Genomic DNA, 17,129 nt, shown 5'->3' on the forward strand with positions numbered 1-17,129 from the left:
CGGCTGAATGAAGTGAACTAACAGCAAGCCTTTTGTTGGCTTAGCAAAGTTGCATAACAGCACCCCCACTTCATTCTACGCCGCCTGCATCGCGTGGGTACCCCGTACGCAGAGCTAATGGCGCGGGCTGACGCCGGACAAGAGTTTACGCCAATTCTAGTCGTGCGTCAGCTTTCCGTGCATCAGTTCCGCAGGCGGGAATCTGTCCGGTGAAGGCGGCATAGAAAGGGATGGGGCGTAGCCCGTTTATCCCTTTCTGCCGGCAAACCGATGACAGGTCGCCGAGGAACGAAGCACTAGCCTTTTGCTTCCTTTTGGGCAATGCCAAAAGGGAGGACAAGCCCAGGAGGGCGCGGCAGTATGAGCTAAAGATAAAATATTTAACCCAAGATGGCTTTTATGCAGTATAATAAATAACATTGAAATTAAGACAATGTTTTCGAAAAATGGTTTAATGGGATATCATCTTTATCTCTTAAGAACACCTTCGTGCTTCGCAGTAAAAGCTTGGTATGTGTTAATAGAGCAACATTAATAGCAACTGCGCCAGTATGATGCGGGCAAACATAGACACCGGATATACTGTAGCATAGGCTACCGACGGATCGTCGTCGTCTATTACAGAGTTTACATAATTCAGCGCCATAGGGTTTGCCATACTGCCGCAAAGCATACCTACACTCTTTGCATAATTGATGTTGTATATCTTCATGGCTACGATGGCTATGATGATGACGGGTATCACCGTCAGCAGGAAGCCGAAACCTATCCATACCAATCCTTCGGTCTGGAATACCGTATCGAAAAAATGCTCTCCTGCTCCTATGCCCAGGCAGGCAAGGTAGACAGTGAGCCCAAACTGGCGCATCAGGAGGTTTGCACTCTGTGTAGTATAAGTCGTCATTCGGAAGCGGGGCCCGAATGCTCCCATAAGTATGCCTACGATGATAGGCCCTCCGGCTATACCCAGCTTTATTGGGAAATCCATTCCGGGGAAAGGGATAGGCAGCGCACCCAAAATCAACCCCAAGGCAATGCCTACAAATATGGCAATAAGGTGCGGGCTTTTCAGCCGCTTTATCTCGTCACCCAGTATCTTGGCTACATTGTCTATCGAAGCCTTCTCGCCTACTACGGTTATCCTGTCGCCTATTTGCAATGCAAGGTTGGGTAATGGCAATAGTTCTATACCGGCACGGTTGATGCGTGTGATGTTGATGCCATATATATTGCGCAATTTTAGCGCACCCAGTTTCATCCCGTTCACTTTGCTGTGTGTGACTATGATACGGCGCGAAACCAGCTGGCTGTTGTCTATATGGTTCCAGTCTATGTCTTCCTTGTTCCAATCCACATTTTCCTGTTCGCCAAACAAGACCTTGATATGTTCCACATCCGACTTTATGGATATGATGAGCAGGTGGTCGTCGTGTTGCAACAGGCATTCGGAGGTGGGGATGGTAACTTTACCGTCTCGCCATATGCGCGAAATGACAAACTTTTTTGGCGACAGTTTCATTATCTCGCGTATGCTCTTTCCTTCGATAGCAGGATTGGTAATATGAAATTCGCCTACATAGGTTGCATTGTCCTTCTTTTCGTGAGGCTTGCTGTATGTTTCTTTCGGCACGAAAAGTTTACGCAGCAATACTATTGCCAGTATAACACCCACCACACCCAGAGGGTAGGCTACGGCTGTAGCCAGCGCCATGTCGGCTATCATTTTAGAGTCGCCTCCGGTTATCTGTTTCAAGGCTTGTTGCGCAGCACCCAGAGCCGGGGTGTTTGTTGTGGCTCCGCATAATATCCCGACCATGTTGGGCAACGATATATCGCTGGCATAGCTGAATATAACGGTAAACAGCATACCCAGCAGGATCACTCCCAGAGCAAGCATATTGAGTTTCAATCCTCCTTTTTTCAGCGAGGAGAAGAAGCCGGGACCAACCTGAAGCCCAAGTGCATAGACAAACAGTATAAGTCCGAAATTCTGGGCAAATGCCAGCATATCGCTGTTCAATCCCAGATTGAAATGTCCGGCGACGATACCTACAAAAAAAACGAATGTAACTCCAAGCGAAACGTTGAATACTTTGATCTTTCCCAGTTGCAGCCCGATAGCTGAAATCGCAGAAATGACAATGATAGAAAGAATAGAAGGCGAGTCGATTGCTGCCTTTACAAACCAATCCATGATACAATCATTATGATACGGGCGTCAAAGGTACTATAATTAGTTTCCAGTTACAAGTTTATTTCATCTATTCAATTCTGCTTAACATTTTATAAAGCTAATAGTTGTAACCCATCGGCCGGCAGTACAAAAAAGGTAAGGGAAATAAGGTTTTTCGATGTAGCTTTTCTTCGCCTGTCATTCTGAGATACTTCGTTCATTTTATGGTAAAAAAATTCGAATGATAAAACTAAAAATTAGGAGATATAGCCCTAAACCCCCTGTTTATTTATTATCTTTGGATGCCTTAAAAAACAGAATCTTAACTAATCGTTGAATATTATGAAAACAAGTTGCATAAAGACATTTTTATTGATCAGTATTTTTTCTTTCCTTTCGGCTTCCTTATCCATAGCTCAGGAAAAGGTATATACCGATGCCCGTGAATTGACAATGGTGGGTAAAGCCAAGCCGATACCACAATTTTATCATCGCGTAGATACGGCAAAATATAATACAATGCCGCTGGGTGTGAAGCGTCTCTTTACCAATTCGGCAGGATTGGCTATCGTCTTCAAGACAAACAGCAATTCCATATCAGCCCGCTGGTCGACTCTCAACCAGAGAAAATCCAATAATATGACAGGTATCGTCTACAAAGGGCTCGACCTTTATATAAAACGAAACAACGAGTGGGTATTTGCCGGGGTGGGGCGTCCCGCCGACAATCCGACAACGGCCGCCATCGTCTCCAATATGGAAGACGGCGAAAAGGAATGCCTGCTATACCTTTCGTTGTACGATGAAGTGAAAAGCCTCGAAATAGGAGTAGACGAAGGTAGCTATATCGCAGCAATGGAAAGCCCCTTCCGCAAAAAGGTAGTAATATACGGCTCCAGCATCTTGCAGGGAGCTTCTGCCAGCCGTCCGGGTATGGCATATCCTGCGCGTATGGCGCGTAAGCTGGGTGTCGATTTTATCAATCTCGGGCTTAGCGGTAATGGGAAAATGGAGCCGGAGGTGGTTGATATGATAGCAGGTATCGAAGCCGATGCTTATATTCTCGATTGTGCCCCTAATCCTAGCCCGGAGCAAATCACCGAGCGTACAACATATCTGGTAGAGACTATAAGGAAGAACCATCCTCAGGTACCTATCGTTATGATACAGAGTATCGTGCGCGAAACTGGCAACTTCGATGTGAAGGCAAGGGAGGTAGTTGCTGGTCAGAACCGTAACTTTAAGGCTGAATACGACAAACTGGTCGCAGCAGGTGTAAAGGATCTTTATTACATAGAAGGAAACCTGATTGGCAGCGATCACGAAGGGACGACCGATGGCATACATCCCAACGATCTGGGTTTCGACAGGATGTTGCAGGTTATCCAACCGTTTGTAGCTGATATTTTGAAGAAATATGGAATTTAATTAGTTACATAAGCAATCTTTGATTGCGCATAGCAAACAAAATAAATAATTATCGAATTGTAATGATGAAAAGAGTGTATCTATGTATTCTGCTGCAACTATTTCTGGTTAGCATATTTGCCCAGCAAAATTGCCGCAAATCTGTACGTCCTGTTAAGAATGTAATATTTATGGTGTCGGACGGCACATCTACCAGCCTGCTTTCCATTGCCCGTTGGTTTCAATATTACAATGGGGGAACGAATAGCGGAAGCGACAAGCTTAATATCGACCCTTATCTCTGCGGGCTGGTGAATACATATTGCTCCAATGCCCCTGTGCCCGATTCGGCTCCCGCCATGTCGGCATATATGACAGGCATTCCCGCCCAAAAAGGCAATATTTCCGTCTATCCACAGGTCGATGCCCTACAGGATATATACCCTACCGATCCGGCTATGGCTCTAAGGCCTGCCGCTACCGTAATGGAAGCAGCCAAAATAGAGAAAGGCAAAGCCACGGGAGTCGCTGTTACCTGCGAATTTCCACATGCTACCCCGGCTGCTTGTGCTTCACATTATTACGACAGGGGTAAATATGAATATATCGCCCCTCAGATGGCATATAACAACCTCGATGTAGTTTTTGGCGGAGGATATGACGAAGTAACTGCCGGCATGAAAGACTATTTCGCCAAGACCGGAGTAAAATATATAAAAGGAGATATAGATGCCTTCCGCAGCTTTTCGGGAGACGAAAAAGTGTGGGCGCTTTTCTCGCCGAGCCGTATGCCTTACGATATCGACAGGGAAGCTATGTATCCGTCGTTGGCCGAAATGACAGGCAAAGCCATTGCGCGGCTCGATAAGGCGCAGGAGGGTTTCTTCCTGATGGTGGAAGGTAGCCGTGTAGATATGGCAGCGCATTCAAACGACCCGATTGGCGCGATAACAGAGTTTCTGGCTTTCGATAAGGCTGTAGGCGTTGCACTCGACTATGCGAAGAAAAACGGGGAAACAGCCGTCGTAGTGCTTGCCGACCACGGTACGGCAGACATGAACTTCGGCAGCGAGAAATTTAAGGGCAGTTCGGCAAAGGGGCTCGACTCTGTATTCTTCAACGTGTCGAAGTATAAACTGACAGCCGAAGGGCTTGAGAAAGTATTGTTGAAAACAAAGCCGGAGGCTATAAAACCTACATTCAATAAATATACTGGTATAGACCTCTCCGAAGATGAGGTGAACCAACTCCTTTCTTCAAAGAATTACAAGGCTTCGGATTATACTCAGATTGCCAGTTCGGTCAATATGGTATCCACTATCGCCAAGATTATGGTGTCGCGCACGTATTTCGATTTCATTAGCGGAAGGCATACCGGCGAAGATGTATTCCTGGCGGCTTACCATCCGCAAGGGGATATTCCTCTAGGGTTGAGATCGAATGTAGAGATCAACAAATACCTGTGCGACCTCGTGGGGCTCGAAAAATCATTGGCTGAACTAAGCAGCGAGCTGTATGCCAGACATACCGACGTTTTCAACGGTTACGATTATAAGATCGCAAAAGAAAACGATAATATCGTACTGACCGTAAAAAAAGGGAAGACTACCATGAAAATACCTGCGTTTACATCAGTGGGGTATCTCAACGGCAAGCCTTTCAATCTTGGTTCGGTAGCAGTCTATATAGACAAGAACGAACAGTTTTACCTGCCTGCACATCTGACGGAAACAATGGAAATGCTCAATTAGTACGGGTTTTGTGTGATAGGGCTTGTGTCGCAGTTTGCTATGATTATTGTGCGTCATGGGTTTTTATGGTAAAAAAAAGTGATCGGAAGAAATCCCGGTCACTTATAACAATATAGCACTTCTTTCTATTCTCTACGCAGGGCAAACGTTTGAAAAAACGATATTCTGGTTTTGACTATTGTCGTGTAGGGGCGAATTATTATTCGCCCGCAGATTTTTTTTCTATTTCGGGCGAATGATAATTCGCCCCTACAAAGCTCAGAATTGAGTTTGGGTAAATTTTATGCGTTTGCCCTGATTTTCTACGGATTGTATTTAGACGTTTTCAGTATATCCAAAGCATCTGCATTTACAATCTGCATTACCGAAAAGTTTTTCTTTTCTTTCTTATATTTCTTTATCATCTGCCACCCTATCCATGCGCCGAGCCTTCCCGGAGCCTCAGCCGAAATAAGCGAAGTGGAAGGGGCATCGTTTATAAAACGGGTCATGACCATATTATCTATGGAATATACGTAATACTTCTTCACCATCTTCTGCCAGATCATATTTTCGTTTTGTCTGCACCAATCCATTTGTTCGCCGGTATATCCAATAATGTCGTCTTCGCTGAGCGAAGGCAATAGCTCAGACAACACATACAACACTTTTCCTTCGGCCACCATTGCCTCCAGCATATTGTGGTGTTTCTCATCGGTACGCATAATATCGCTCAGCAGCCACGCCCTCAAGTAGTCGCGGGTGATATATTTTGCCTGCATTTGCTGACGCTCGTAAGGCTGAAAAAACTCGCGGTAACCATCATAACCACTTCCCAGGTACTTGTCGGACGACAGCGAAATGAGATTGCTCAGTACGATAACATTTTCCCTGAATCCCGACACATGCATAGCCAACTGTGGCAGCGATTTGCCTGAAAAATGCTGCCCGGCAAGTTTTCCCGCATCAGCCAGTTCCTTTTCGTATATGCTCAGGTCGCCAAACCGGGCTAGGGCATCGTTATATATCTGCATCAGCATGGGATGCGAAAAATACTCTTCCAGCGATGCGAAAAATACAGTAGGGTCGCTGTTGCCCATCGCCACATGCCCGAAGGCAGGCAGCAACAAGGGGTATTTTTCTTTCAGAGCCACCGCAGCAATAGAGTCGGGATGCTGCAAATAGGCATATATATCTTTATCAAACCGTTCTATTTTCATCTGCTTTTCCCCAATGGGAGCGTTTTCTCGTTTTATGGTTCCCGAACAACCTACGAACGAAATAATAACGAACAACAATGGATAAATTATCTTTTTCATAACCGCTTTATTTGCTTTTAAGATTCCTCTTTTGCGAAGGTAATTTATATTTCTTAATTTTGTGATGTTTTTAGAGTACAAACTATTCTATCATATACAATTAAACTCCAAAAGCATATAGTTTATTATAATAAATCCGCATTACATCAGTTTAAGCAAAAAATGACAATAATTTTAGGAATAGAATCATCTTGCGATGATACCGCTGCGGCAGTGATACAAGATGGGGTTCTCTTGTCGAATATAGTATCGAGCCAAAAGGTGCACGAAAGCTACGGTGGTGTAGTGCCCGAACTGGCATCGCGGGCGCATCAGCAAAACATAATACCCGTAGTAGACCAGGCTTTGAAAAAAGCAGGAGTAAAAAAAGAGGACATCTCGGCTGTGGCCTTTACACGCGGCCCGGGACTGATGGGTTCCCTGCTGGTTGGTACATCGTTTGCCAAAGGTTTTTCTACTGCGCTAGGCATACCAATGGTAGACGTGAACCACTTGCACGCGCACGTACTGGCTCACTTCATCAAAGAAAGTAAGGAAGATGGCAGCCAGCCCGGTTTTCCTTTCTTATGCCTGTTGGTGTCGGGCGGCAACTCGCAAATAGTGCTGGTGCGGTCGTACAAAGATATGGAAATAATAGGGCAGACGATAGACGATGCTGCCGGCGAAGCTTTCGACAAATGCGCCAAAGTAATGGGGTTGGGCTATCCCGGCGGGCCTATTGTCGACCGGTTGGCAAAAGAGGGAAATCCGGATAGCTTCAAACTAAACAAGCCGCATATACAAGGCTACGACTATAGTTTCAGCGGACTGAAAACATCTTTCCTATACCTGTTGCGCGACGAACTGAAGAAAGACCCCGACTTTGTGGAAAAAAACAAAGCCGACCTCTGTGCTTCGCTTCAAAAGACAATCATCGAGATATTGATGGACAAACTGCGGAAAGCCGCAAAAGATTTAGGCATAAAAGAAGTTGCTGTAGCAGGAGGTGTTTCGGCAAACTCAGGATTGCGTACAGCTTTCGAAGACCATGCCAAGCGCTTTGGGTGGAAAATATATATACCACCGTTTGGCTATACTACCGACAATGCTGCAATGGTAGCCATGACGGGATATTTTAAATATCAGGATAAAGAATTTTGCCCGGTAGACGCCGCACCTTTTTCGCGGGTAGTTTTAATTTAATATGCCTGGTACGGATAAGTATGAGGAAAGATATGATTTATCAGTATCTTTTTTAGTACCTTTGCCATGATTTTAAGGTTGCAAGGATAATAAAGATATAAACATAAGAAAAATATTGAAAAATATGAGTAGTCGTAGAAATCTGAAAAAAAATATAAATAATGTAATGGAAATGCTTTATATAGACTGCATTTTCTACAAAGCTTTTGTGGTAGATGCCGACATTGAAGCAGCCAACAAAGTGATAGCAAAAATAGGCGAAGCACACGAAAGCCTGATCAAACGTGTGAGTGCAACAGAAGGCCGTGAGGCTAAAGGGCGGGTGAAAGCTTATTTCAAAAAATTGAATGCCGATTTTAGAGAACAGGCAAATACTCTGGCTAAAGACATCTCCTCGCTAGGATAATATAATGAGAAAATTCTGGAAACTGATACTCAGTCTTGCCGGATGGAAGGTGACTGGCGATACCAACCTGCCCGACAAGAGTGTGATTTGTGTTGCTCCTCATACAAGCAACTGGGACTTGCCTTTGGGCTTGGTAGTATATAAGTCGCTGGGGCGGAAAGCTTCTTTCCTGATAAAGAAAGAATGGTTTTTCTTCCCTATGAACATCATATTCAAAATACTTGGCGGCATACCTGTCGATCGCTCGCGCAAATCGTCGCTCACCGATCAAATGGCTGAAATATATGCAAATAAGAAACAATTCCAATTGGCAATAACTCCCGAAGCCACTCGCAAACTGAATACCGAGTGGAAAAAAGGGTTCTACTTTATAGCCTTGGCGGCCAAAGTGCCTATTGTGGTAGCAGCATTGGACTATGGGCGCAAAGAAGCCAATTTTAGGAAAATATTCTATCCTACGGGCGATGTAGATAAAGACATAGAGGAAATCAAATCTTATTATGTGGGAATGACAGCCCGCCATCCGGAATATTTTTCCCTATAAATAAAGTATGGCAACTCAGGAAGACTGCAAGTTGGGCGTGAGTCTTGTGCAATATGATATAGCATGGGAAGATAAGGAGAAAAACCTCAGTTATATTTATTCCGTAATGTCTTCTCTGGCTGGTAAAACCGACCTTGTGTTGCTGCCAGAAATGTGTACCACCGGTTTCAGCATGAACAGCCGCTTGCTGGCGGAACCTGTAAACGGCAATTCCATAAACAACCTGAAAGCATGGGCTGAAAAATTTAACCTTGCGGTTTGTGGAAGCTATATAGCCGAAGACAAGGGCGAATATTTCAACCGGGGATTTTTCATTACCCCCCAATCAGAACATTATTACGACAAGCGCCACCTGTTTCGCATGGGTAGCGAACCGAGCTTCTTTTCTGCCGGAAACAATCGTCTGATTGTACAGTATAAAGGATTTAGTATTTGCCTGCTCATCTGCTACGACCTGCGTTTCCCTGTTTGGGCACGCAATGTGGGCAATGCCTACGATCTCCTTATCTATGTAGCCAATTGGCCGGCATCGAGAAACAAGGTATGGAATGCCTTGCTCACAGCCAGAGCCATAGAAAATATGAGCTATGTGTGTGGGGTAAACCGTACCGGAAGGGATGGAAACGGACTGAACTACGATGGACTCTCAAGGTTAATAAATGCTAAAGGAGACGATATTTTGCCACCTTTGTTAAACCAAAACGAGACACAAAGCGTCTATATATCTAAAATTGATATCGAAGCATTCAGAGCAAAATTTCCGGTATGGGAAGATGCTGATAGCTTTGAAATAAAATAACAACAGAAAGCAATTTAAATGATTATTTTTATGAAAACTATTTTAAAACCGGCAGCTATATTGGCTGTTATTGCAGTATTGATTTTGGGAACGCAAAGTTGCAGTTCTGTGAAGCCGATAGATAAAAAAGACCTTGCCGGGCAGTGGGAACTGAAAACCCTGAAAGGTGAAGCAGCTCAAGAGGCTTTCGAAAGAAGTGTGCCGCATATACAATTCAATTTCGACAATAATATAGTGTCGGGCAATAGTGGTTGCAACAATTATACTGGAGCATTTACCTTGAACGAGAAAAACGAGTTCTCGGCACCGAGTTTTGCTGCAACCAGAAAGGCATGCCTGTTTGGCAACAAAGAACCGCTATATCTCTCAACACTTTCAACCCCTGAGTTGGAAATAAGTATCGACAACGATGGAACATTGTCGTTTGCTAAAGATAAGGAAGTGGTGCTTCAGTTTGTAAAAAGCAGCAACACAGAAAGCGATGCTGCAAGCCTAAATCCAGAAAGCCTTACTGGCAAATGGACGCTGACCAAAATAGCTGATGGTGATGTAGCTACTCTTTTCAAGGAAAGAAAACCGACTATGGAGTTTCGCGAAGGTAACGGCGTATTTGGATTTGCAGGATGCAACACTTACCGCACAGTTTATACACTCGAAGGCAATACGATGACATTCAAACCGGCTGCAATGACTATGATGGCTTGTCCGAGCCTCGAAGGCGAAGGTAAATTTTCGAGCCACCTCAATTCGCCGGCACAGGTAAAGGTAGAAGGCAATGTGCTGACTTTCACAAGGGATGGAAACGTTGTTTTGCAGTTTACAAAAGACGCTGAGTAATTAGCAGGAATTATATAAAAAGAATCAGGGCGGCCATTCCGGCAGCCCTGATTCTTTTTAGTATAACTTATATTTCAATTCCAGTTTTTCCTCAGCTTCTTCATTTATCTTGTCGAGGCATTCTTTTCGGGTACGGAAGCCGTCCTGCAAGGATGTTCCTCTTGGTTCTACTGTCCTAATGTCTTGATACTTTAAAATCCCTTTTATATTGTAAGGAGCGGTAGCCGGTATAATATCGAAACTTCGTCCTAAGGAATCGGTTGTTATATAAATAGTTATCCCATTACCCATATCATAAGCTTCAAAATCAAGTCCTGAGTTTTTCTCCTGAGCCTCCATTTTAGCACTATATGGCATATATAATACATTTTGAAGGAGATGCCGGCTTGTATCCGGCGGAAAAGATATGATTTTCCGAATGGCGTAATATGGTATACTAGCCGTCGAACAGATAATTCCTAATACAAAAACAGGGAATATGAATTTCCGGCAGCAGGAGTATAATTGTTTTTGGGGATATTGATTGGTTATAATTATTGTTGCAAGAAAAATAACGCCATAGAAAACGCCTAGCACAAATCTGATATCGGGAGCCGATATCAGCCAATACAAAATATATATAGCAGTAACACCTAAAAGCAAATAGTGTATATGGCTTATCTTTTTTTTCCTTATGATGTAATAGATAATTATAAAAGGTATAGCAAACAGAAATACGGTAAGTGCTATTGTGAGATAATGCAATAGAAAAGCCCGCTTATTGTATTGTAATAATGTACTAAGATAGCTGTCGGATAGAGAAAATACATTATAAAAAGAATTCTTTGCATAGCTGTGAATATAGTCACGATCTGCTATGGCAACATCCAATGGCATTTTCCAATCAAAAGAGAAAATATCTATTTCGTGTAAAGGGTATATCAGATAACCGCTTACTATAACATTCCGAGCCAGCCATAAACCAATAATACTTATACCAAAAACTATCAGAGAAATAATAGATCTGCTTTTTTTTTCCTTTATTAAATAATATAATGCAATTAGGCTGAACAAAAGACAAGGTGCTGTCGATAATTTGAATGTCAACAATACTACAGGCAATATGCATACAAATAAACTTTTGGCTTTGAAGGTTTCGGGACATAGTGCAAATTTACAAATAAAGTAAAATATACAAATATGAGGGACTATATCGGTCGAAGACTCCGATAGCATATCGCGGCAGGATAGAAAAAAGAGGAAAAAGAATACTAACAGTAAGATACTTTTAATATCATAATTTGACATTACACACTCTCGCAAGCACCAGAACAGGACAAATAACAACAAAACTGATTGTAAACCCCCATATATAGCCTCTCCAAAAAGAAACCTGAATGAAAAAACGGCAGATAATAAAAAATAATTAGAATTAAAGCCCAATCGGCTTTCTAAATTCCCCAGTCCGGGCACTATGGCATAATCCTCATTCCATCTTATGTTCTGATGGTGGTAGAAGCTGGCATCATAACTTGGCATACACCAGATTATGAAAACAAGGAAAAACAAAAACAACAATGCTATAGCTATAAGTTGGCTTTTGGAATATACTTCGATTCCTTGCCTAATAGCCTTTATCATATTGCCTATACGTTCTATCCTACGGCACCAATATAAGATACATATGGCTATAAGGGCTAGTAATATATAATAATTGAGGGGAAGGGCGAAGGATATAGCTGACAAGAGTAATGAAACGAATGCCATACCCAACATGAAAGTTTCGGGTAGGTTGTACCGCTCTTCTTTTTTGCTCAGTTTGTTGTAAAGGGTAATGAAAATATCGCCAAAGGATAGTAATACCAACGATATTACTATCCAGGCAATTATAATAGCCAACATTTCTTAACTGTTAAAACTCCAAATCTATGTCAAACAATTCGTGCCAAGGTAATCCTTGCTTGTTTAGCTGTTCCATAAATGGATCGGGATCAAACTCTTCCACATTGAATACACCCGGTTTGCGCCACAAGCCTTTCATAAACATGATGCCCCCGATTGTAGCAGGCACGCCAGTTGTATAACTTACGCCTTGCGCCCCCGTTTCCTTGTATGCTGCTTCGTGCGAACAGTTATTATATACGTAATAGGTATGTTCTTTACCATCTTTTATACCCTTGATACGGCAACCGATAGACGTTTCTCCGGTGTAGTTCTCTCCCAGTTCGCCCGGATCAGGCAATACAGCTTTCAAGAATTGGATAGGCACTATTTCCACACCGTTGTAGATAACAGGATCGATGCGAGACATGCCTATATTTTGTATCACACGCAGGTGGGTCAGATATTCCTGTCCGAACGTCATCCAAAAACGGGCACGCTTCAATGTTGGGAAATTCTTAACTAGCGACTCCAGTTCTTCGTGATAGATGACATACGACTCTTTTGGTCCTATATTTGGATATATCAATGGTTTATGTATTGCATGGGGCTCGGTTTCCACCCATTCGCCGTTTTCCCAGTATTTTCCTTTCTGGGTAACTTCGCGGATATTAATTTCGGGATTGAAGTTTGTAGCAAACGCTTTTCCGTGATCGCCGGCATTACAGTCTACAATGTCGAGGTAATGAATTTCGTCGAAGTGGTGCTTGGCGGCATAAGCTGTGAATACACTGGTGACACCCGGGTCGAAACCACAGCCCAGAATGGCTGTAAGTCCTGCTTCTCTAAACCTCTCTTGATAAGCCCATTGCCATTTATATTCAAATTTGGCTTCATCTTTCGGCTCGTAGTTCGCCGTATCCAGATAATTTACACCGCAGGCCAGACAGGCGTCCATAATTGTAAGATCCTGATATGGCAGAGCGACATTGATTACCAAATCGGGCTTAAACGAATTGAAAAGAGCCTTTAGCTCTTCTACGCTATCGGCATCTACCTGCGCAGTCTGTATCTTATTTCCGCCAACGGCCTTGGCTATGGCATCGCATTTCGATTTAGTGCGGCTGGCTAGCATTATTTCGGTAAAAACATCCATGTTTTGTGCCACTTTGTGAGCTACGACTGTACCCACGCCTCCGGCTCCAATGATTAAAACTTTTCCCATTGACTAAATATTATTATTTAATTTATATCGTTTATGCAAATATACTACTTTGGCACGATAATAAATAAATATACGATCAGCTTTTTCTCATTATCGAAATCGGGGCAAGGTGCAATTATATGACGGTCGTTATTTGTTCGAATTGTAAAAAAACAGGAGTATGTATCAATTAAGTAATTTCTAAATTGCTTAATATCAATGCTTCATTATATATAAAGTGTAGATAAATGAGGAAATATCTCTTTTTCAATTGTATCTTTGTCCAGTACTAAGAGCCTGTTTGAACAGTTACTCAACATCAATTAATATAGAATAGTATGAAAAATTTTAATTTAGCCAATCCCGTAAAAATCATCTTTGGTAAAGATACCATCAAGGATATTGCCAACGAAATACCGGCAGGTGCAAAGGTGCTGGTATTATATGGTGGTGGCAGTATAAAGAAAAACGGAGTTTACCAGCAGGTTGTAAATGCTTTGGAAGCATTCGAATGGTTTCAGTTTTCGGGAATAGAACCTAACCCCCATTACGAAACTTGCATGAAGGCCGTGGCATTGATCAAGGAAAAGAAGATAGATTTTGTGTTGGCTGTGGGAGGCGGTTCGGTTATCGATGCTGCTAAGTTTATCGTGGCAGCAGCATGTTTCGACGATGGCGACCCTTGGCAAATAATATCAAAGGGTATGAAAATAGAGCGCGCGATGCCTTTCGGAGCCGTGTTGACCCTACCGGCCACAGGTTCGGAGATGAATAATGCGGCTGTAATAACCCGCGCTGAAACAGAAGATAAGCGGGCATTTTCCTCACCTCATACATATGCTAAATTTTCGGTGCTCGATCCCACTGCCACCTTCACTCTTCCTGCCCGCCAGATAGGCAATGGGGTGGTGGATACCTTTGTGCATATAGCCGAACAATATCTGGCATACAGGGAAGACGACACGCTATTGCAGGATAATTTTGCAGAAGCAGTATTGAAAACCCTTATTGTAGATGGCCCGAAAGCATTGGCTACCCCTACCGACTACGATGTGAGAGCCAACTTGATGTGGGCATCTACATGGGCGCTCAATGGCTGGCTGGGTTGCGGTATTGTACAAGACTGGGCTACTCACAGGATAGGGCACGAGATTACTGCATTTTTCGGGTTAGACCATGCCCAGACTCTTGCTGTAATCCTACCGGGCGTGTTGACCGTGCTGAAAGAGCAAAAAGCCAGGAGGATACAATTGTTAGGCAAGGAGGTCTTCGGATTAAGCGGAACTTCAGATAGTGCATTGATAGATATGACTATACGAGCAGTGGAAGATTTTTTCGAAGAAATGGGAGTTAAAACTCATTTGTCTGATTACAATCTTGGCGATGAGGCCATCGAGAAAGTTTGTGAGCGCCTGAAAGAACGCGGATGGAAACTGGGTGAGTGCCAGAATGTAGATTACAGAATGGCGAAACAAATCTTGGATTTGAGAAAATAGATCAAATATGTACGTGGAAATACATCGGTGGCTAATCGTTTTTTTATAATTATTATTTCTCTTTTCGTTATCGTGCACTATTTTTGTAAATTGCTTGTATCTAGTTGTTTGCATCGTTTCTGGATGTCGGTGTCTCAAGCTGGTGTTGTTAGTGATGGAAAAAACAATAGGTGAAATGATATTTTTAAGTAAAATTTCTGTTGTTTTTCAAAATTAAAAAATATATTTGTAAACGATAACGGATGCTTTTTTATGTGTATGCAGTGCGATTGTATCTGTAAATATCAAAAATAGAGTTGTTTATGTGTCGTATTTGAAATCTAATAGTCGTTTTTTAAACAACGTGTACGATAACGAAAAAGAAATATAATTATAAACTTAAAAAAACATTACTATGGCAACAGAAATAATGAAAGGACGCTTAAAGGTTAAAATATCTGATAGCCGTGCAGAACTGGGAGAATTGGCTGCTAAAGAAATAGCAGGATATATCATGGAATTACAAGGCCGAAAAGACGAAATAAATATTATATTTGCTTCTGCCCCTTCACAAAATGAATTTTTAGCTAATCTGTTGAAATACGATATTGATTGGGGGAAAGTAAATGCGTTTCATATGGACGAATACATCGGTATAGATTCCGAAGCCCCTCAGGCGTTTGGTAAATTTTTGAAAGACAGGGTTTTCTCGAAAGTGAAATGCAAGTCGGTACATTACATGGACTCTATGGCTGCCGACCCGCAGGCAGAATGTGAAAGATATGCTGCTTTGTTGAAGCAGATGCCTGTTGATATGGTATTCCTTGGTATTGGCGAAAACGGTCACTTGGCATTTAATGATCCGCATGTGGCATTTTTCGACGATCCGTTAGCCGTGAAAATTGTAGACCTTTCGCCCGAATGCCGTGCGCAACAGATAAATGACGGGTGCTTCGAAACATTAGACCAGGTGCCGACTCATGCCATTACTATCACGATACCCGAGTTGTTGCACATCGATAAATTGTATGCTATCGTCCCTACAAAGGCAAAAGCTAATGCCATAAAAGGAACTTGCGACGGATCGATATCTCCATTGTGCCCGGCTTCTATCCTACGCACACATAAGGATGTAACCCTTTATGTAGATGTGGATAGCGCCTCTTTGGTAGATATGTAAAAAGGATAACCAAAACTCTATATACCATGAAGTATTATAAACTACTATTGCTATTCACTGTTATAACAGTTGCGGGTAATGTCGGTGCGACTATCAAAACGGTTAAGTCCGGCGATAATCTATATTCTGTATTGCGAAAATCTGTAGCAACAGACACGATAATGATTGAAGGCGGTGAATATACAGTTGATAAGACAATTACACTGGCTAACGACCTGGTAATTATAGGTGTGCCCGGGTCGAAGCCTGTTATCAATTTGGGTGTCGTAACCGTTGGTCCGAAGACGAAGAATATTGTGTTCGACAACCTTAAGATTGTTCTTGATAGAAAGTATTTTCTTCAAATTACGGGCGAAAAAGATATTGATATCGAAAATATTACAATTCGAAATTGCGTAGTTGACCTGAATGCGGTAGGTGCAACCCTATTGACAAACAATGCAACGGGAGCGAAAAACAGGATAGGCAATTATATTATCCAAAACTCGATAGTGTATAACATAACCGTCCCTTCACACGGAATATTGAATTTTTCGACGGAAAACGAACCGCAAATAGATCGTATGTCTTTAACAAACAGTACATTCTCCAATTTTAGCCGGGGCTTAATGTTTTGCAAGAAATTGGTAGGCAAACTGGCTGTAGATGTCTCTAATTGTACATTCTATAACATTAATACATCAAACAACAATAGCGGTGTTTTCCGTTGCAGCCTGGGAGAAGTAGATATTAATATATCAAAATCTATATTCCATTTTGCCGGCGATGCCACAAAGTTTATTGTAATCAGTAAAGAAAGCAAAGCTGTGGTTACAGATAGCTACAGGACGTCGGAAATAGCAACTTTAACCAATTCGCGCGGATTGAAGAATGCCGGAGTTACAGCAGCCGCGCTATTCGAATCACCAAACGATAATCCAACAGCAACAGATTGCTCTTTTGCCCCGAAAGATACAAATCTATCGGATATGGGTATTGGCGATCCGCGATGGATTAAGAAATAATCGAAAAAT

15 protein-coding genes are annotated in these 17,129 nt (G+C 42.5%); 10 read left to right on the forward strand and 5 right to left on the reverse strand.

The window, feature by feature from the left end; all coding sequences use genetic code 11:
* Nucleotides 1–145 precede the first annotated feature (145 nt).
* Together D0T57_RS04250 and D0T57_RS04255 are read right to left on the reverse strand one after the other, a co-directional pair.
* A complete protein-coding gene (locus tag D0T57_RS04250; RefSeq protein WP_185154625.1) occupies nucleotides 146–328 on the reverse strand; it encodes a hypothetical protein in 183 nt (60 codons plus the stop codon).
* Between the two features lie 189 nt (nucleotides 329–517).
* Entirely contained in the window at nucleotides 518–2,194 is a 1,677-nt protein-coding gene (locus D0T57_RS04255) for a putative transporter (protein WP_163271218.1), read from the reverse strand.
* Nucleotides 2,195–2,515: 321 nt separating this feature from the next.
* Here D0T57_RS04255 and D0T57_RS04260 point away from each other — a divergent pair, with 321 nt between their 5' ends.
* Nucleotides 2,516–3,601 (forward strand): SGNH/GDSL hydrolase family protein, encoded by a 1,086-nt coding sequence (locus D0T57_RS04260; protein ID WP_163271220.1) that lies wholly within the window; start codon nucleotides 2,516–2,518, stop codon nucleotides 3,599–3,601.
* A 62-nt stretch (nucleotides 3,602–3,663) separates the two neighbouring features.
* The gene (locus D0T57_RS04265; RefSeq protein WP_163271222.1) at nucleotides 3,664–5,331 is read left to right on the forward strand and encodes an alkaline phosphatase; all 1,668 of its coding nucleotides are present in this window, start codon (nucleotides 3,664–3,666) and stop codon (nucleotides 5,329–5,331) included.
* 302 nt (nucleotides 5,332–5,633) lie between these two features.
* Here the strand turns inward: D0T57_RS04265 and D0T57_RS04270 are convergent, their stop codons facing one another.
* Nucleotides 5,634–6,629 (reverse strand): hypothetical protein, encoded by a 996-nt coding sequence (locus D0T57_RS04270; protein ID WP_163271224.1) that lies wholly within the window; start codon nucleotides 6,627–6,629, stop codon nucleotides 5,634–5,636.
* A 162-nt stretch (nucleotides 6,630–6,791) separates the two neighbouring features.
* Between D0T57_RS04270 and tsaD the strand changes: the two genes are divergently transcribed.
* The 5 genes from tsaD to D0T57_RS04295 all read left to right on the forward strand — a co-directional run bounded on the left by tsaD (nucleotide 6,792) and on the right by D0T57_RS04295 (nucleotide 10,397).
* The gene (tsaD, locus tag D0T57_RS04275; protein WP_163271225.1) at nucleotides 6,792–7,811 is read left to right on the forward strand and encodes a tRNA (adenosine(37)-N6)-threonylcarbamoyltransferase complex transferase subunit TsaD; all 1,020 of its coding nucleotides are present in this window, start codon (nucleotides 6,792–6,794) and stop codon (nucleotides 7,809–7,811) included.
* A gap of 124 nt (nucleotides 7,812–7,935) precedes the next feature.
* Complete coding sequence (locus D0T57_RS04280; protein ID WP_163271227.1) at nucleotides 7,936–8,217, forward strand: hypothetical protein; 282 nt, start codon at nucleotides 7,936–7,938, stop codon at nucleotides 8,215–8,217.
* A 4-nt stretch (nucleotides 8,218–8,221) separates the two neighbouring features.
* Nucleotides 8,222–8,761 carry a 1-acyl-sn-glycerol-3-phosphate acyltransferase gene (locus D0T57_RS04285; RefSeq protein ID WP_163271229.1) on the forward strand — a complete coding sequence of 180 codons (540 nt, stop codon included), beginning with the start codon at nucleotides 8,222–8,224 and terminating at the stop codon, nucleotides 8,759–8,761.
* 7 nt (nucleotides 8,762–8,768) lie between these two features.
* Complete coding sequence (locus D0T57_RS04290) at nucleotides 8,769–9,560, forward strand: nitrilase-related carbon-nitrogen hydrolase (protein ID WP_163271231.1); 792 nt, start codon at nucleotides 8,769–8,771, stop codon at nucleotides 9,558–9,560.
* Between the two features lie 30 nt (nucleotides 9,561–9,590).
* Nucleotides 9,591–10,397, forward strand: coding sequence for an META domain-containing protein (locus D0T57_RS04295; RefSeq protein ID WP_163271233.1), 807 nt, complete (start codon nucleotides 9,591–9,593; stop codon nucleotides 10,395–10,397).
* Nucleotides 10,398–10,454: 57 nt separating this feature from the next.
* Here the strand turns inward: D0T57_RS04295 and D0T57_RS04300 are convergent, their stop codons facing one another.
* A complete protein-coding gene (locus D0T57_RS04300) occupies nucleotides 10,455–12,278 on the reverse strand; it encodes a hypothetical protein (protein ID WP_163271235.1) in 1,824 nt (607 codons plus the stop codon).
* Nucleotides 12,279–12,288: 10 nt separating this feature from the next.
* Complete coding sequence (locus D0T57_RS04305; protein WP_163271237.1) at nucleotides 12,289–13,482, reverse strand: saccharopine dehydrogenase family protein; 1,194 nt, start codon at nucleotides 13,480–13,482, stop codon at nucleotides 12,289–12,291.
* Between the two features lie 317 nt (nucleotides 13,483–13,799).
* On the opposite strand from D0T57_RS04305, the gene D0T57_RS04310 reads away from it, so the two are divergent.
* The 3 genes from D0T57_RS04310 (at nucleotide 13,800) to D0T57_RS04320 (ending at nucleotide 17,120) form a co-directional block, all read left to right on the forward strand.
* Nucleotides 13,800–14,957, forward strand: coding sequence for an iron-containing alcohol dehydrogenase (locus D0T57_RS04310; RefSeq protein ID WP_163271239.1), 1,158 nt, complete (start codon nucleotides 13,800–13,802; stop codon nucleotides 14,955–14,957).
* 394 nt (nucleotides 14,958–15,351) lie between these two features.
* Entirely contained in the window at nucleotides 15,352–16,116 is a 765-nt protein-coding gene (locus D0T57_RS04315; RefSeq protein WP_163271241.1) for a glucosamine-6-phosphate deaminase, read from the forward strand.
* A gap of 26 nt (nucleotides 16,117–16,142) precedes the next feature.
* Nucleotides 16,143–17,120, forward strand: coding sequence for a DUF5123 domain-containing protein (locus D0T57_RS04320; protein WP_163271242.1), 978 nt, complete (start codon nucleotides 16,143–16,145; stop codon nucleotides 17,118–17,120).
* Nucleotides 17,121–17,129: the final 9 nt, after the last annotated feature.

Origin of the sequence: Dysgonomonas sp. 511 (assembly GCF_010501105.1) — a bacterium.
In the GTDB taxonomy this organism is placed as follows: Bacteria; Bacteroidota; Bacteroidia; order Bacteroidales; family Dysgonomonadaceae; genus Dysgonomonas.

Coding starts and splice junctions, on each gene's coding strand:
- D0T57_RS04255 (WP_163271218.1), bottom strand. CDS start 2,194: ATGGATTGGTTTGTAAAGGCAGCAATCGACTCGCCTTCTATTCTTTCT.
- D0T57_RS04305 (WP_163271237.1), bottom strand. CDS start 13,482: ATGGGAAAAGTTTTAATCATTGGAGCCGGAGGCGTGGGTACAGTCGTA.
- D0T57_RS04315 (WP_163271241.1), top strand. CDS start 15,352: ATGGCAACAGAAATAATGAAAGGACGCTTAAAGGTTAAAATATCTGAT.
- D0T57_RS04270 (WP_163271224.1), bottom strand. CDS start 6,629: ATGAAAAAGATAATTTATCCATTGTTGTTCGTTATTATTTCGTTCGTA.
- D0T57_RS04285 (WP_163271229.1), top strand. CDS start 8,222: ATGAGAAAATTCTGGAAACTGATACTCAGTCTTGCCGGATGGAAGGTG.
- D0T57_RS04280 (WP_163271227.1), top strand. CDS start 7,936: ATGAGTAGTCGTAGAAATCTGAAAAAAAATATAAATAATGTAATGGAA.
- D0T57_RS04260 (WP_163271220.1), top strand. CDS start 2,516: ATGAAAACAAGTTGCATAAAGACATTTTTATTGATCAGTATTTTTTCT.
- D0T57_RS04290 (WP_163271231.1), top strand. CDS start 8,769: ATGGCAACTCAGGAAGACTGCAAGTTGGGCGTGAGTCTTGTGCAATAT.
- D0T57_RS04320 (WP_163271242.1), top strand. CDS start 16,143: ATGAAGTATTATAAACTACTATTGCTATTCACTGTTATAACAGTTGCG.
- D0T57_RS04295 (WP_163271233.1), top strand. CDS start 9,591: ATGAAAACTATTTTAAAACCGGCAGCTATATTGGCTGTTATTGCAGTA.
- D0T57_RS04300 (WP_163271235.1), bottom strand. CDS start 12,278: ATGTTGGCTATTATAATTGCCTGGATAGTAATATCGTTGGTATTACTA.
- D0T57_RS04310 (WP_163271239.1), top strand. CDS start 13,800: ATGAAAAATTTTAATTTAGCCAATCCCGTAAAAATCATCTTTGGTAAA.
- tsaD (WP_163271225.1), top strand. CDS start 6,792: ATGACAATAATTTTAGGAATAGAATCATCTTGCGATGATACCGCTGCG.
- D0T57_RS04265 (WP_163271222.1), top strand. CDS start 3,664: ATGATGAAAAGAGTGTATCTATGTATTCTGCTGCAACTATTTCTGGTT.